The sequence below is a fragment of the Salipiger mucosus DSM 16094 genome (genome assembly GCF_000442255.1).
Taxonomy (GTDB): domain Bacteria; phylum Pseudomonadota; class Alphaproteobacteria; order Rhodobacterales; family Rhodobacteraceae; genus Salipiger; species Salipiger mucosus.
Genome location: NZ_KE557273.1, coordinates 245,541 through 258,533, shown reverse-complemented (window position 1 = coordinate 258,533; position 12,993 = coordinate 245,541). Strand labels below are relative to the sequence as shown.

Below are 12,993 nucleotides of genomic sequence, written 5' to 3'. Positions count from 1 at the left end.
TCGGAAAGGCCTGTGCACACACGCGCAGAGCCGGTGCCACCCGCCCCCTGCGGGCCTCGACGATACCCGCGATCACGACGCCTCTTTTCGGAGGGCGCGAAAAACCCCGATTTTTCGGCGCATCCGGGCGCGAACGACGGACCCGTATGCTGTCGTACACATTCAAGGGCACAATTTTGCGAGCGGCTGTGAGCGGGTTGGTGATTTGCTAAATCACTGCTGGAAAACAATATTCCAGTTGTCGACGCGGCGATGGACCGCGCGGCGGCGCCCTCGGGCGCCAGTCTCAGAACCGAAAGAACGGAGTGAACCATGAAACGCATCATCACCACCACCGCAACTGTTCTCGCCCTCACCGCAGGCGCCGGCGCAGCCGTCGCAGCCCCCTCCAACGACACCCTGAGCCGTGTGCACCAGTTCGCACCGCAGGTCGACCTGGACAGCCTCACCGCGCATGAGCGCACGCAGCTGCTGGCCGTGATCGTTTCGGGCAGCGACGACACCGAGAAGCGCGACCGCATCCGCGCGATCCTGCGCTGAGCCGCGTCAGGCCGGCACGGCCTGGAAAGCTCCGGGGCAGCCCCAGCGGCTGCCCCGCAAATGAAAGCGGGGCACGCCTCACGGCATGCCCCGCCAAATTTTTTCAAAGCCCTTTTCTCTCAGAGCCTTGCCGGCCCGATGGCCGCCTGACCCCCGTGAGGGCGAGGGACCGGACAAGGCCCGGTCCCGTCTTCGGATCACTCGAGGATCTTGGAGACGACGCCCGAGCCGACGGTGCGGCCGCCTTCGCGGATGGCGAAGCGCAGGCCGTCTTCCATCGCGATCGGCGCGATGAGCTCGACCTCGAACTTCAGGTTGTCGCCCGGCATCACCATCTCGGTGCCCTCGGGAAGCGTCACCGTGCCGGTCACGTCCGTCGTGCGGAAGTAGAACTGCGGACGGTAGTTCGCGAAGAACGGCGTGTGGCGGCCGCCCTCTTCCTTGGTCAGGATGTAGACCTCGCACTCGAACTTGGTGTGCGGCGTCACCGACTTCGGCTTGCACAGCACCTGGCCGCGCTCGACGTCGTCGCGGTCGATGCCGCGCAGCAGCGCGCCGATGTTGTCGCCCGCTTCACCGCGGTCGAGCAGCTTGCGGAACATCTCGACGCCGGTGCAGGTCGTCTTGCGGGTGTCCTTGATGCCCACGATCTCGATCTCNGAGATCGAGAACACGTCCTCGATCGGCATCAGGAAGGGCTGGTCGACGGCACGCTCGGGGGTGGGGATGTACTCGTCCACCGCGGCCATCAGCTCCTTGATCTTCTCTTCGCCGATTTCCGGGGTCTCGCCGTTCATCGCCGCAAGCGCCGAGCCCGCGATGATCGGGATGTCGTCGCCCGGGAAGTCGTACTCGGAGAGCAGCTCGCGCACTTCCATCTCGACCAGCTCGAGCAGTTCCTCGTCGTCCACCTGGTCGACCTTGTTGAGGAACACGACCATGGCGGGGATGCCCACCTGGCGGCCCAGCAGGATGTGCTCGCGGGTCTGCGGCATCGGGCCGTCAGCCGCGTTCACCACGAGGATCGCGCCGTCCATCTGCGCCGCGCCGGTGATCATGTTCTTCACGTAGTCGGCGTGGCCGGGGCAGTCGACGTGCGCGTAGTGACGGTTCTCGGTCTCGTATTCCACGTGCGCCGTCGAGATCGTGATCCCGCGCGCCTTCTCCTCCGGTGCGCCGTCGATCTGGTCGTACGCACGGAAGTCGCCGAAGTACTTCGTGATCGCCGCCGTCAGCGTCGTCTTGCCGTGGTCAACGTGCCCGATCGTGCCGATGTTCACGTGCGGCTTGCCGCGCTCAAACTTTTCCTTTGCCATCTTGTCAGACGCCTCGCCGTTGTTGGGGGTCGAAGACCCGCTTTCACTCCGCGCGCCGTTTATTGAGTCGCAAGGGGAAAATCAAGCGCCTCCTGCGGGCCGGACCCGCCGGAGCGCTCACTCGGCCACGCTTGCGACCTCCGGCCCGGAGGCCGGGGCCTCGTCCGCGGCGGCCGCGGAGGCCTCGCCGCCGAACCAGCCCTCGGTCCGCTGCATGCGCCGCATCCATTTCTCGATCTGCAGCGCGACGTTGGCCGAGAGGTTGCGCATCTGCACCTCTTTCGACTGCGTGAGGCCCGAGCCCATCATCGTCTCGGGCGAGATCGCCTCGAGCACGGTGATCTGTTCCGGCTCGGGGTTGAGCTTGCTCTGCGCCGCGTCGTCCCAGACCGTGGCCCGCACGATCAGCGCCGACTTGGGGCTGAACACCAGCGGAATGCCCGGCTGCGCCAGCACGTAGCCCTCGACGCTGACGCCGAGGTGGTAGTACTTGCCGCCCTCGTAGCGGCCGAAACGCTCCTCGAGCGCCTCGTCGACCGAGGCGCTCCACTCCTCCTTGGTCGCCTCGCGCGAGACCGGCCCCTTGAGCAGGTTCGGCGCGACCACCTCGGCAAACCCGAGCTGGAAGTCGCCCAGCGGCTCGACCGGCTCTTTCAGTTCGCGCTGCCCGTCGGCACAGGCGGCAAGACCGAGAACGAGGCTGAGGGTCAGGACGAGGCGGATCATGGCGTCTCCGGGGACTGGCTGCGGCGTCCCGCCCGGATAGCGCAGGCGGGGGCGCGGCGCAATCGCGCGGGGCTTTGCCGCGGCGCCGAGCGCGCCTATCTTTGACCGCAGGAGGCCCGACGCGATGACCGATCAGACCCCGATCCCCCCCGCCCCGCAGCCGGTGCGCGCGCCGTTGGCGACCCAGCCGCTGGGCGTGCTGGGCAGCCTGCGTGCCGCGCGCAGCAACCTGCTGTCGATCATCCCCGAGATCGCCACGCGGGTGCCGATGATCTCGGGCCGAACCGGCGCGCGCTGGCACATGGTGATGGAGCCCGGCGCGATCCGGCGGATGCTGCTCGAGAACATCGACAACTACCCGAAATCCACGGTCACCAAGAACCTGCTGCGCCCGGCCATCGGCGAGTCGATGTTCATCGCCGAGGGCGCGCACTGGCGCTGGCAGCGCCGGGCCGCCGCGCCGACCTTCTCGCACCGCAACGTGCGCAACCTCGCACCCGTCATGGCCGGCGCCGCCGAGCGCTGCGGCGACCGGCTGGCGGAAGCCGGGCCGCGCGCCGTGGACCTCTACGACGAGATGGTGACCACAACCTTCGACGTGATCTCGGACGTGACCTTCTCGGGGGGCGAGGGCTTCGACCGCGACGCGGTGCACCGCGCCATCGACGGCTATATCGCCGAGGCGGGCAAGGTGTCGCTCTTCGACGTGCTGGGCTTTCCCGACTGGGTGCCGCGTCCGGGGCGGATGCGCTCCTCGGGGGCGCTGAAGCAGATGAAGGGCGTGGCCGACCGCGCCATCGACGACCGCGTGCGGCGCGGCCACGAGGGCGTGCCGGACCTGCTGGACCTGCTGCTCGAGGGCGAGGACCCCGAGACGAAGCGCAGCATGAACGCGGCCGAGCTGCGCGACAACTTGCTGACCTTCATCGTCGCGGGCCACGAGACGACGGCGCTGGCGCTGTCGTGGTCGCTCTACCTGCTGTCGCAGGACGAGGCCGCGCAGGATCGCGCGCGGGAGGAAATCGCCTCGGTTGTCACGGGCGACACGGTCAGCGGCGAAGACGCGGGCAACCTGCCCTTCGTGCGTCACGTGGTCGACGAGGCGCTGCGGCTCTACCCGCCGGCGGGCATGGTCTCGCGCACGGCGCAGGCCGAGGACGAGCTCTGCGGGCGCGAGATCCGGGCGGGCGACACGGTGATGATCCCGATCTACGCCCTGCACCGGCACCACGCGCTCTGGGACGAGCCCGATGCCTTCCTCCCGGAGCGGTGGGACGGCAAGGCGCCCGAGCGCTACGCCTACCTGCCATTCGGTGACGGGCCGCGCATCTGCATCGGGGCGAGCTTTGCCGTGCAGGAGGCGGTCATCGTGCTGGCCACGCTGCTGCGCCGCTTCCGCTTTCGCGCGGTCGCGGGGAAGGTGCCGCAGCCGGTCATGATCCTGACCCTGCGGCCGGAGGGCGGCGTCTGGCTCGAGGCAGACCCGGCCTGAAACGCAAAACGCCCCGCGCATTGGCGCGGGGCCTTTCTCTGCGGTCAGGCGGACGCGGAAGGCTCAGGCGCTGAGCCGGTCCTGCGTGCGGGTCTCGAAGTCCGAGGCGTCGTGACGTTCGTGCAGCTGCTCTGAGGGATCGCCGTTGACCTTGTTGACCATGCGGCCGCGCTTGACCTGAGGCCGCGCGTCGATCTCCTGCGCCCAACGCTGGACGTTCTCGTAGCTCTTCACGTCGAGGAACTCGCCCGCGTCATAGGCGCGGCCCAGGGCGAGGTTGCCGTACCAGGGCCAGATCGCGATGTCGGCGATGGTGTAGTCGTCGCCGGTCATGTAGCGGCGCTCGGCGAGGTTGCGGTCCAGCACGTCGAGCTGGCGCTTGGTCTCCATCGCGAAGCGGTTGATGGGATATTCCATCGGCTCGGGCGCATAGGCGTAGAAGTGGCCGAAGCCGCCGCCGAGATAGGGCGCGCTGCCCATCTGCCACATCAGCCAGGACAGCATCTCCGGCCGGTCCTCGGGCTTGCCGAGGAAGGCGCCGAACTTCTCGGCAAGGTGCATCAGGATGGCGCCGGATTCGAAGACACGCACCGGCTCGGGGCCCGAGCGGTCGACAAGCGCGGGGATCTTGGAGTTCGGGTTGATGTCGACGAAGCCCGAGCCGAACTGGTCGCCGTCGCCGATGCGGATCAGCCAGGCGTCGTACTCGGCATCCGCGTGGCCGGCGGCCAGCAGCTCCTCGAACATGATGCCGATCTTCTGGCCGTTCGGCGTGGCGAGGCTGTAGAGCTGGAAGGGATGCTTGCCGACGGGCAGCTCCTTGTCGTGGGTGGCGCCCGCGATGGGCCGGTTGGTCGAGGCGAACTGCCCGCCGTTCTCCTGATCCCAGGTCCAGACGCGGGGCGGCTTGTAGTCGGTCATGGCGAGATGTCCTTTTCCCTTTGTGCTGCGAACCTAGCCATGACGCGACAAATTGCCAGCCCGCGACCCGTGCGGCGATGCAGGGACGGCTGTTCGGAGGCGCAAGGCGCCGCCTCGCGCGGCGCGGGGCCCGCAGAAAAAGCTTTGCCGGGTGCGCCGCGCGTGGCACCAATTCGGCATGACAGCAGATCTCCGCACCCCAACCGGCACCCCGGCCTCGCGCTTTGCCTTCGGCACCATGCAGTTCGGCGGCAAGGCCGACGAGGCCGCCGCGCGCGCCATGTTCGACGCCTGCCGCGCGGCGGGCATCACCCATTTCGACACCGCCTACACCTATACCGACGGCGAGTCCGAACGGATGCTCGGCCGCTTCGCGGCGGCGGAGCGTGACGAGCTCTTCATCGCGACCAAGGCGAACTTCGGCGCCCCCGCCACGCGCGCGACCATCATGGAGTCGTTCGAGGAAAGCCGCTCGCGGCTGGGCATGGACACGATCGACCTCTTCTATATGCACCGCTGGGACGGTGAGACGCCGCTGGAAGAGACCTTCGAGGCGCTGGCCGAGCTGAAGCAGGCGGGCCGCATCGGGCATATCGGCGTGTCGAACTACGCCGCCTGGCAGGTGATGAAGGCGCAATGCGTCGCGGCCTCCTTCGGCGTGCGGATCGACGTGATCCAGCCGATGTACAACCTCGCCAAGCGGCAGGCCGAGGTCGAGATCCTGCCCATGTGCGCCTCGGAAGGCATCCGGGCGGTGCCCTACTCGCCACTGGGCGGCGGGCTTCTGACGGGCAAATACGCCGGCGGCGGCAGCGGCCGGCTGACCGAGGACGAGCGCTATTCCGCCCGCTACGGCGTCGACGCGGCGCACGAGACCGCGGGCAAGCTGGTGGCGCTGGCCGGAGAGATGGGCCTGCACCCGGCGACGCTGGCCGCGGCCTGGGTGGCTCGGCATCCCGCGGCGCCGGTGCCGATCCTCTCGGCGCGCTCGGCGGAACAGCTTGCCCCCTCGCTGGCGGCGGTGGACTTCGAGATGGACGACGCGACCTATGCCGCGCTTTGCGCGCTGAGCGTCACGCCGCCGCCCGCCACCGACCGGCTGGAAGAGGTCTGAGCGCGCCCTGCGGGCGCGGGCGGGGCTCTGCCCCGTCGCCTGCGGCGACTCCCCGGGATATTTGCGGCCAGAAGATGCTTCGGGGCGCGGGGCGTTTTCCTTTCGTTCCGGCCGCCTTATCTGGCGGGGCATGACGACGCTTCCGAACCCGATCCGGGACTGGTTCGACCGCCGCGGCTGGGAGATGCACCCGCACCAGCGCGAGATGCTCGCGCGCGCCGGGGCGCCCTGCCAGCTGCTTATCGCGCCTACGGGCGGCGGCAAGACGCTGGCGGGCTTCCTGCCCACGCTGGCGGAGCTGGCGGAGGATCCGGCGCCGGGTCTGCACACGCTCTACATCTCGCCGCTAAAGGCGCTGGCGGCGGACATCCGGCGCAACCTGATGACGCCGATCGAGGAGACCGGCCTGCCGATCCGCGTCGAGGATCGCACGGGCGACACGCCCTCGTCGCGCAAGAAGCGGCAGAGGGCCGATCCGCCGCACATCCTGCTGACCACGCCCGAGAGCCTCGCGCTGCTGACATCCTACGAGGACGCGCCGCGGATCTTCGCGGGCCTGCAGCGCATCGTGGTGGACGAGATCCACGCGCTGGCGGAGTCGAAGCGCGGCGACCAGTTGATGCTGGCGCTGGCGCGCCTTTCGGCGCTGCGGCCGGGGCTGCGGCGCGTCGGGCTTTCGGCGACGGTCGAGGACCCGGCAGCCATCGCCCGGCTGCTGGCGCGCCATCCCGACCCCTGCGAGATCGTCGAGGCCGACCCGGGCCCCGCGCCCGACATCGCCATGCTGGACACCGAGGCCTCGCCGCCCTGGTCCGGGGGCGGGGCGGCCTACAGCATCCCCGCCGTGCTGGAGGAGGTCCGGCGGCATCGCACCACGCTGATCTTTCACAACACCCGCGCTCAGGCCGAGATCTTCTTCCACAACCTGTGGCTCGCCAACGAGGAGGCGCTGCCCATCGGCATCCACCACGGCTCGCTCGATCGCGGGCAGCGCGAGAAGGTCGAGGCGGCCATGGTCCGCGGCGAGCTACGGGCCATCGTCTGCACCGGTTCGCTGGATCTCGGCATCGACTGGGGCGACGTGGACCTGGTGATCCAGATCGGCGCGCCGAAGAACGTCAAGCGGCTGGTGCAGCGCATCGGGCGCGCCAACCACCGCTACAACGCGCCGTCGAAAGCGCGGCTGGTGCCCGCGAACCGCTTCGAGGTGGTGGAATGCGTCGCGGCGCTCGAGGCAGTGCGGGCGCATGACCTCGACGGCGAGCCGCGCGGGCCGGGCCCGCGCGACGTGCTCTGCCAGCACATCCTGATCGCCGCCTGCGCCGGGCCCTTCGACGCCGATACGCTCTTTGCCGAGATGACGACGGCGGGCGCCTACGCCGGGCTCGACCGGGGGGCCTTTGACTCCTGTCTCGATTTCTGCGCCACCGGCGGATACGCGCTGCGCGCCTATGACCAGTGGCAGCGGCTCAAGCAGCGGCCCGACGGGCTTTGGCAACTGCGCGATCCGCGCTCGGCCCCGCGCATCCGGCAGAACATCGGCACGATCCAGGACACCGACACCCTGAAGGTGCGCTGGCGCGGCCGCGGCGGCGCGCCGCTGGGCGAGATCGAGGAAGGCTTCGCCGCCTCGCTGACGCAGGGCGACACCTTTCTCATCGGCGGGCAGATCGTGCGCTACGAGGGCCTGCGCGAGCTGACCGTCGAGGTCAGCCGCGATGCCGCGCGCAAGCCCAAGATCGCCACCTTCAACGGCACCAAGTTCGCCACCTCGACTCAGCTTTCGCAGCGCATTCTGCGGATGTTCCGGCAGGAGAACTGGCCCGAGCTGCCGCAGCACACGGCGGACTGGCTGGCGCTGCAGCGCGAGGTCTCGCGCCTGCCGCGCCCGGACCGCCTGCTGATCGAGAGCTTTCCCCACGACGGGCGCGAGCAGCTCGTGGTCTACGGCTTTGCCGGGCGCAACGCGCAGCAGACGCTGGGCCTGCTGCTGACCAAGCGGATGGAGGAAGAGGGCCTCGCGCCCATGGGGTTCGTCTCGACCGACTATGCCACGCTGATCTGGGGGCTTGACGCGGTGACCGACCCGCGCCCGCTCTTCGATCTCGCGAGGCTCGAGGCGGGGCTGGAGACCTGGCTTGCCGGCAACGCGGTGATGAAGCGCACCTTCCGGGCCTCGGCCACCATCGCGGGGCTGATCGAGCGGCAGGTCGGCGGGCAGCGGAAGAGCGGGCGGCAGGCGACCATGTCCTCGGACATCCTCTACGACACGCTGCTGAAATACGACCCCGACCACCTGCTGATGCGGATCACCCACGAGGAGGCCATGCGCGGGCTGGTGGATTTCGACCGCATCCGCGAGATGTGCGCGCGGGTCGGCGACCGGGTGGACCTGCTGCGGCTCTCGCGGGTCACGCCGCTGGCGGCGCCGCTCTTCCTCGAGCCGGGGCGCGTGCCCATCGCCGGGCGCGCCGACGAACGGCTGCTGGAGGAGGAGGTGACGCGGCTCCTCGACGAGTCCGGCCTCGCGCAGATCGAGGCATGAGCCCCCTTATCAGACCTCCACGAGGTCGTAGTGCCGGATGAGCCGGTGGGCGACGAGGTCCTCCTCGTCGGGCGCGATATGGGCGCTGGTGTAGTCCTCGCCGACGAAGGCCTTGAGGCTCGCCAGGTCGCGCCAGACCATGACGACGCTGAAATCCTGCGGGCTGTCGGGCCGCGCCAGGCCGAAGAGGACCTGCTCGATGCCGTCCGTGTTCCGCATCAGCGGGATGGCGGTTTCGTGGAAGAAGCGGGTGAACTCGGCCTCCTTGCCGGGATGCACCGAGACCTGGAAGATGCGCATGATCATGGGCTTCGCTTTCCTGAAAGGGGAACGACGCGCCCATGTCCGCGCCACGGCCGGACCGGCCATGGGCCCACGCATGGTAGCACGAAACCGGCGACCTCCGGCGCGGAAACCGCGCGGACGATGCCGCGCTTGCACCGGCGCGCGGGCTGAGGCAAGGAACGCAGCATGAACACGCAAGGCTTCCGATTCCACGGCGCGGCGCTGCGCGCCCTGCCCTCCGGCGCGCTGCACTGGCCGGACGAGGCGCTGCTTGTGGTCTCGGACCTGCACCTCGGCAAGGCGGCGCGGCTCTCGGCCCGGGGCGGCGCGGCGCTGCCCCCCTACGAGACCCGTGAGACGTTGCTGCGGCTCGAGGCCGACCTTTCCGCCACGGCCGCGCGCCGGGTGATCTGCCTCGGCGACAGCTTCGACGCACCGGGGCTCGACGCCGTGCTGCCCGCCGCCGACCGCGAGGCCATCGCCCGCCTGCAAGCGGGCCGCGACTGGACCTGGATCGCGGGCAACCACGACCCGGCCCCCGTCACGCTCGGCGGCACGCAGGCCGCCGAGGCGTGGCTCGGCCCGCTGGTCTTCCGCCACATCGCCACCGACGACGCGCGGGGCGAGGTCTCGGGCCACTACCATCCCAAGGCCCGGCTGCGCCTGCGCGGCCGCCTGCTCTCGCGGGCCTGCTTCCTGCTCGACGACCGGCGCCTGATCCTGCCGGCCTACGGCGCCTACACCGGCGGGCTGCGCACCGACGACCGCACGCTCTGCGCCCTCATGGCCGAGGACGCCCGCGCGATCCTGACCGGCCCCAGCCCGGCAATGATCCCGATGCCGCGCGGCTGATCCGTCTTGCCAAGCCCCGGCGCACGTGCAGAACTCGGGCGCATGGAGATCGAGGACAGGATCCGCGCAAGCTTTGCCCGCCAGGGCCTTATGACAACCCTTGGCGCGCGGCTCGACAGCGCCCGCGAGGGCAAGGTCGAGGTATCCGCGCCGATCCGCCCCGAGACCGGCCAGCAGCAGGGCATGGCCCACGCGGGGCTCACCTTCGCGATCGGCGACAGCGCGGCCGGCTACGCGGCACTGAGCGTGATGCCGGCAGACAACGAGGTCGTCACCTCGGAGATGAAGATCCACCTGCTCGCCCCGGCCCGCGGCACCCGGCTCGTCGCGCGCGGGCGCGTGGTCAAGCCGGGCCGCCGGCTGGTGATCGTGACGGCCGATGTCTTCGCCCTCGACGGCGCGGAGGAACGCCACGTCGCCCTGCTGACGGGCACCATGGTGCCCGTCCCGGCCTGACCCCGCATCAGAGCGTCAGCCCCTCCGCCTCCGCCAGGTCGTTGGCCCGGCAGCAGGCGGTGACGGTATTGGCCAAAAGGCAGGCGATGGTCATCGGCCCTACCCCGCCCGGCACCGGCGTGATGGCCCCGGCCACCTCTGCGCAGCTGTCGAAATCGCAGTCGCCCACCAACCGCGTCTTGCCCTCGCCCTTCTCCGGCGCCGCGATGCGGTTGATGCCGACGTCGATCACCGTCGCCCCGGCCTTCAGCCAATCGCCGGTCACCATGCGCGGCCGGCCCACGGCCGCCACCACGATGTCCGCACGCCGCACCACGCCCGGCAGGTCGCGCGTGCGCGAATGCGCCAGCGTCACGGTGCAGTTCTCCCGCAGCAGAAGCTGGGCCATGGGCTTGCCAACGATGTTCGACCGCCCGATCACCACGGCCTCCTGCCCGGACAGATCGCCCAGCCGGTCGCGCAGCATCATCAGCGCGCCCAGCGGCGTGCACGGCACCATGGCCGCCTGCCCGGTGTTCAGAAGCCCCACGTTCGACAGCGTGAAGCCGTCCACGTCCTTCTCCGGCGCGATCGCATTGATCACCGCCTCGGAATTGATGTGATCCGGCAGCGGCAGCTGCACCAGGATCCCGTGCACCGCCGGATCCGCGTTGAGCCGCGCCACGAGGTCCAGCAGCGCCGCCTCCGAGACCCCGGTATCCAGCCGGTGCTCCCAGGAGTTCATCCCCGCCTCGACGGTCTGCTTGCCCTTGTTGCGGACGTAGACCTGGCTCGCCGGGTCCTCGCCCACCAGCACCACCGCGAGGCCCGGCGTGATCCCGTGATCCGCCTTCAGCCGCGCCACGTGCTCGGCGACGCGCTCCCGCACCCCGGCCGCAAAGCCCTTTCCGTCGATGATCTCGGCGCTCATGCCCGTTCCTTCTTCTGGCTTCAAATATCCCCGCCGGAGGCAGGAGCCGCGACAGCGGCGACCGGCGCGGCGGGGGCTCGATGGCCCCGCCGCGCCGCGCTGCCCGTCCCGTCCCGTCCCGTCCCGTCAGAACAGCCCCTCGACCTCTCCGGCCTCGTTCAACCGGATCGCCTCCGCCGCCGGGTGCCGCGGCAGGCCCGGCATGGTCATGATCTCCCCGCAGATCGCGACGACGAAGCCCGCCCCGGCCGAGAGCCGCACCTCGCGCACCGGCAGGTCGAAGCCCGTCGGTGCGCCGCGCTGTCCGGGGTCGGTCGAGAAGGAATACTGCGTCTTGGCCATGCAGACCGGGAGATTGCCATAGCCCTGCTCCTCCCATTCCTTCAGCTGCGCGCGGACCTTGCCGTCGGCCACGACGGCGCCTGCGTGGTAGATCTTGTGAGCAACGCTCTCGATCTTCTCGAAGAGCCCCATGTCATCCGGATAGAGCGTGCGGAAATCGGCCGTGCCGCTGTCGGCAATCTCGGCCACGCGGGTCGCCATCTCGGTCATGCCCTTCGAGCCATCGGCCCAGTGCTTGCACAGGATCGCCTCGGCCCCCTCGCCCGCGACGAAGTCCTTCACCGCGGCGATCTCCGCCTCGGTATCCCCGGCGAAGTGGTTGATCCCCACCACCACCGGCACGCCGAAGCCTTTGACGTTCGCGATGTGGCGGCCGAGGTTGGCGCAGCCTTCCTTCACCGCGGCGACGTTCTCGGTCCCGAGATCGGCCTTGGCGACGCCCCCGTTCATCTTCATCGCGCGCACGGTGGCGACCACCACCACGCAGGCGGGCGAGAGCCCCGCCTTGCGGCACTTGATGTTCATGAACTTCTCGGCCCCGAGGTCGGCGCCGAAACCGGCCTCGGTCACCACGTAGTCGGCCAGCTTGAGCGCGGTCTTCGTGGCGATGACCGAGTTGCAGCCATGCGCGATGTTGGCGAAGGGGCCGCCGTGCACGAAGGCCGGGTTGTTCTCGAGCGTCTGCACCAGGTTCGGCTGCATCGCGTCCTTCAGCAGCACCGTCATCGCCCCGTCAGCCTTGATGTCGCGGGCGTAGACCGGGCTCTTGTCGCGGCGGTAGGCGACGATCATCGCCCCCAGCCGCTCCTGCAGGTCCGACAGGTCCTTCGCGAGGCAGAGGATCGCCATGACCTCGGAGGCCACGGTGATGTCGAAGCCGGTCTCGCGCGGGAACCCGTTGGCGACACCGCCCAGCGAGGTGGTGATCTGCCGCAGCGCGCGGTCGTTCATGTCCAGCACGCGGCGCCAGACCACGCGGCGGGTGTCGATGTCCTGCTCGTTTCCCCAGTAGACGAGGTTGTCGATCATCGCCGACAGCAGGTTGTGCGCGCTGGTGATCGCGTGGAAGTCGCCGGTGAAGTGGAGGTTCATGTCCTCCATCGGCACGACCTGCGCATAGCCGCCGCCCGCCGCGCCGCCCTTCATCCCGAAGTTCGGCCCGAGCGAGGCCTCGCGGATGCAGATCGCCGCCTTCTTGCCGATGGCATTCAGCCCGTCGCCCAGGCCCACGGTGGTGGTCGTCTTGCCCTCGCCCGCCGGCGTGGGCGTCACCGCGGTCACCAGCACCAGCTTGCCGTCGGGCCGGTCGGCCAGCCCGTCGATGAAGCCCTGGTCCACCTTGGCCTTGTCGTGGCCGTAGGGCAGCAGATGGTCCGCGCCGATGCCGAGCGCGGCGCCGATCTCCTGGATCGGTTTCTTCCGGGCCGCCCGCGCGATCTCGATGTCCGATTGTGCCACCTGCATCCTCCCGTCGTGTCCGTTACCCTCTGTGAC

Annotated in this window: 12 protein-coding genes; 6 read left to right on the top strand and 6 right to left on the bottom strand. The window is 69.8% G+C overall.

All coding sequences use genetic code 11. The features are described from left to right. Positions 1 to 312: 312 nt before the first annotated feature. Complete coding sequence (locus SALMUC_RS01320) at positions 313 to 540, top strand: hypothetical protein (protein WP_020042708.1); 228 nt, start codon at positions 313 to 315, stop codon at positions 538 to 540. Positions 541 to 737: 197 nt separating this feature from the next. Here the strand turns inward: SALMUC_RS01320 and tuf are convergent, their stop codons facing one another. Beyond that, on the bottom strand, positions 738 to 1,856 hold the full coding sequence (gene tuf, locus SALMUC_RS01315) for an elongation factor Tu (protein WP_021119686.1): 1,119 nt from the start codon (positions 1,854 to 1,856) through the stop codon (positions 738 to 740). A gap of 117 nt (positions 1,857 to 1,973) precedes the next feature. Beyond that, on the bottom strand, positions 1,974 to 2,582 hold the full coding sequence (locus SALMUC_RS01310) for a hypothetical protein (RefSeq protein ID WP_020043246.1): 609 nt from the start codon (positions 2,580 to 2,582) through the stop codon (positions 1,974 to 1,976). Positions 2,583 to 2,706: 124 nt separating this feature from the next. On the opposite strand from SALMUC_RS01310, the gene SALMUC_RS01305 reads away from it, so the two are divergent. Beyond that, the gene (locus tag SALMUC_RS01305) at positions 2,707 to 4,074 is read left to right on the top strand and encodes a cytochrome P450 (protein WP_020043245.1); all 1,368 of its coding nucleotides are present in this window, start codon (positions 2,707 to 2,709) and stop codon (positions 4,072 to 4,074) included. Positions 4,075 to 4,137: 63 nt separating this feature from the next. Here SALMUC_RS01305 and yghU read toward each other — a convergent pair whose 3' ends face one another. Continuing rightward, a complete protein-coding gene (gene yghU / locus SALMUC_RS01300) occupies positions 4,138 to 4,995 on the bottom strand; it encodes a glutathione-dependent disulfide-bond oxidoreductase (RefSeq protein WP_020043244.1) in 858 nt (285 codons plus the stop codon). 178 nt (positions 4,996 to 5,173) lie between these two features. Between yghU and SALMUC_RS01295 the strand changes: the two genes are divergently transcribed. Beyond that, positions 5,174 to 6,109 carry an aldo/keto reductase gene (locus tag SALMUC_RS01295; RefSeq protein ID WP_020043243.1) on the top strand — a complete coding sequence of 312 codons (936 nt, stop codon included), beginning with the start codon at positions 5,174 to 5,176 and terminating at the stop codon, positions 6,107 to 6,109. A gap of 130 nt (positions 6,110 to 6,239) precedes the next feature. After that, positions 6,240 to 8,654, top strand: a complete 2,415-nt coding sequence (locus tag SALMUC_RS01290; RefSeq protein WP_020043242.1) for a ligase-associated DNA damage response DEXH box helicase — start codon at positions 6,240 to 6,242, stop codon at positions 8,652 to 8,654. Between the two features lie 9 nt (positions 8,655 to 8,663). On the opposite strand, the gene SALMUC_RS01285 is transcribed toward SALMUC_RS01290, so the two are convergent. After that, positions 8,664 to 8,960 (bottom strand): antibiotic biosynthesis monooxygenase family protein, encoded by a 297-nt coding sequence (locus SALMUC_RS01285; RefSeq protein ID WP_020043241.1) that lies wholly within the window; start codon positions 8,958 to 8,960, stop codon positions 8,664 to 8,666. A gap of 165 nt (positions 8,961 to 9,125) precedes the next feature. Between SALMUC_RS01285 and pdeM the strand changes: the two genes are divergently transcribed. Next, entirely contained in the window at positions 9,126 to 9,791 is a 666-nt protein-coding gene (pdeM, locus tag SALMUC_RS01280) for a ligase-associated DNA damage response endonuclease PdeM (protein ID WP_020043240.1), read from the top strand. A 42-nt stretch (positions 9,792 to 9,833) separates the two neighbouring features. Then, positions 9,834 to 10,247, top strand: a complete 414-nt coding sequence (locus SALMUC_RS01275) for a PaaI family thioesterase (RefSeq protein WP_020043239.1) — start codon at positions 9,834 to 9,836, stop codon at positions 10,245 to 10,247. 7 nt (positions 10,248 to 10,254) lie between these two features. Here the strand turns inward: SALMUC_RS01275 and SALMUC_RS01270 are convergent, their stop codons facing one another. Then, positions 10,255 to 11,157, bottom strand: a complete 903-nt coding sequence (locus tag SALMUC_RS01270; protein WP_020043238.1) for a bifunctional methylenetetrahydrofolate dehydrogenase/methenyltetrahydrofolate cyclohydrolase — start codon at positions 11,155 to 11,157, stop codon at positions 10,255 to 10,257. Between the two features lie 126 nt (positions 11,158 to 11,283). Continuing rightward, positions 11,284 to 12,963: a formate--tetrahydrofolate ligase gene (locus tag SALMUC_RS01265; protein ID WP_020043237.1), complete on the bottom strand. Its 1,680-nt coding sequence runs from the start codon at positions 12,961 to 12,963 to the stop codon at positions 11,284 to 11,286. Between the last annotated feature and the right edge of the window lie 30 nt (positions 12,964 to 12,993).

What these genes read in the sequence shown, in the direction of transcription:
- SALMUC_RS01320 (WP_020042708.1), top strand. Translation starts at nt 313, where the DNA reads ATGAAACGCATCATCACCACCACCGCAACTGTTCTCGCCCTCACCGCA.
- SALMUC_RS01310 (WP_020043246.1), bottom strand. Translation starts at nt 2,582, where the DNA reads ATGATCCGCCTCGTCCTGACCCTCAGCCTCGTTCTCGGTCTTGCCGCC.
- SALMUC_RS01305 (WP_020043245.1), top strand. Translation starts at nt 2,707, where the DNA reads ATGACCGATCAGACCCCGATCCCCCCCGCCCCGCAGCCGGTGCGCGCG.
- yghU (WP_020043244.1), bottom strand. Translation starts at nt 4,995, where the DNA reads ATGACCGACTACAAGCCGCCCCGCGTCTGGACCTGGGATCAGGAGAAC.
- SALMUC_RS01295 (WP_020043243.1), top strand. Translation starts at nt 5,174, where the DNA reads ATGACAGCAGATCTCCGCACCCCAACCGGCACCCCGGCCTCGCGCTTT.
- SALMUC_RS01290 (WP_020043242.1), top strand. Translation starts at nt 6,240, where the DNA reads ATGACGACGCTTCCGAACCCGATCCGGGACTGGTTCGACCGCCGCGGC.
- SALMUC_RS01285 (WP_020043241.1), bottom strand. Translation starts at nt 8,960, where the DNA reads ATGATCATGCGCATCTTCCAGGTCTCGGTGCATCCCGGCAAGGAGGCC.
- pdeM (WP_020043240.1), top strand. Translation starts at nt 9,126, where the DNA reads ATGAACACGCAAGGCTTCCGATTCCACGGCGCGGCGCTGCGCGCCCTG.
- SALMUC_RS01275 (WP_020043239.1), top strand. Translation starts at nt 9,834, where the DNA reads ATGGAGATCGAGGACAGGATCCGCGCAAGCTTTGCCCGCCAGGGCCTT.
- SALMUC_RS01270 (WP_020043238.1), bottom strand. Translation starts at nt 11,157, where the DNA reads ATGAGCGCCGAGATCATCGACGGAAAGGGCTTTGCGGCCGGGGTGCGG.
- SALMUC_RS01265 (WP_020043237.1), bottom strand. Translation starts at nt 12,963, where the DNA reads ATGCAGGTGGCACAATCGGACATCGAGATCGCGCGGGCGGCCCGGAAG.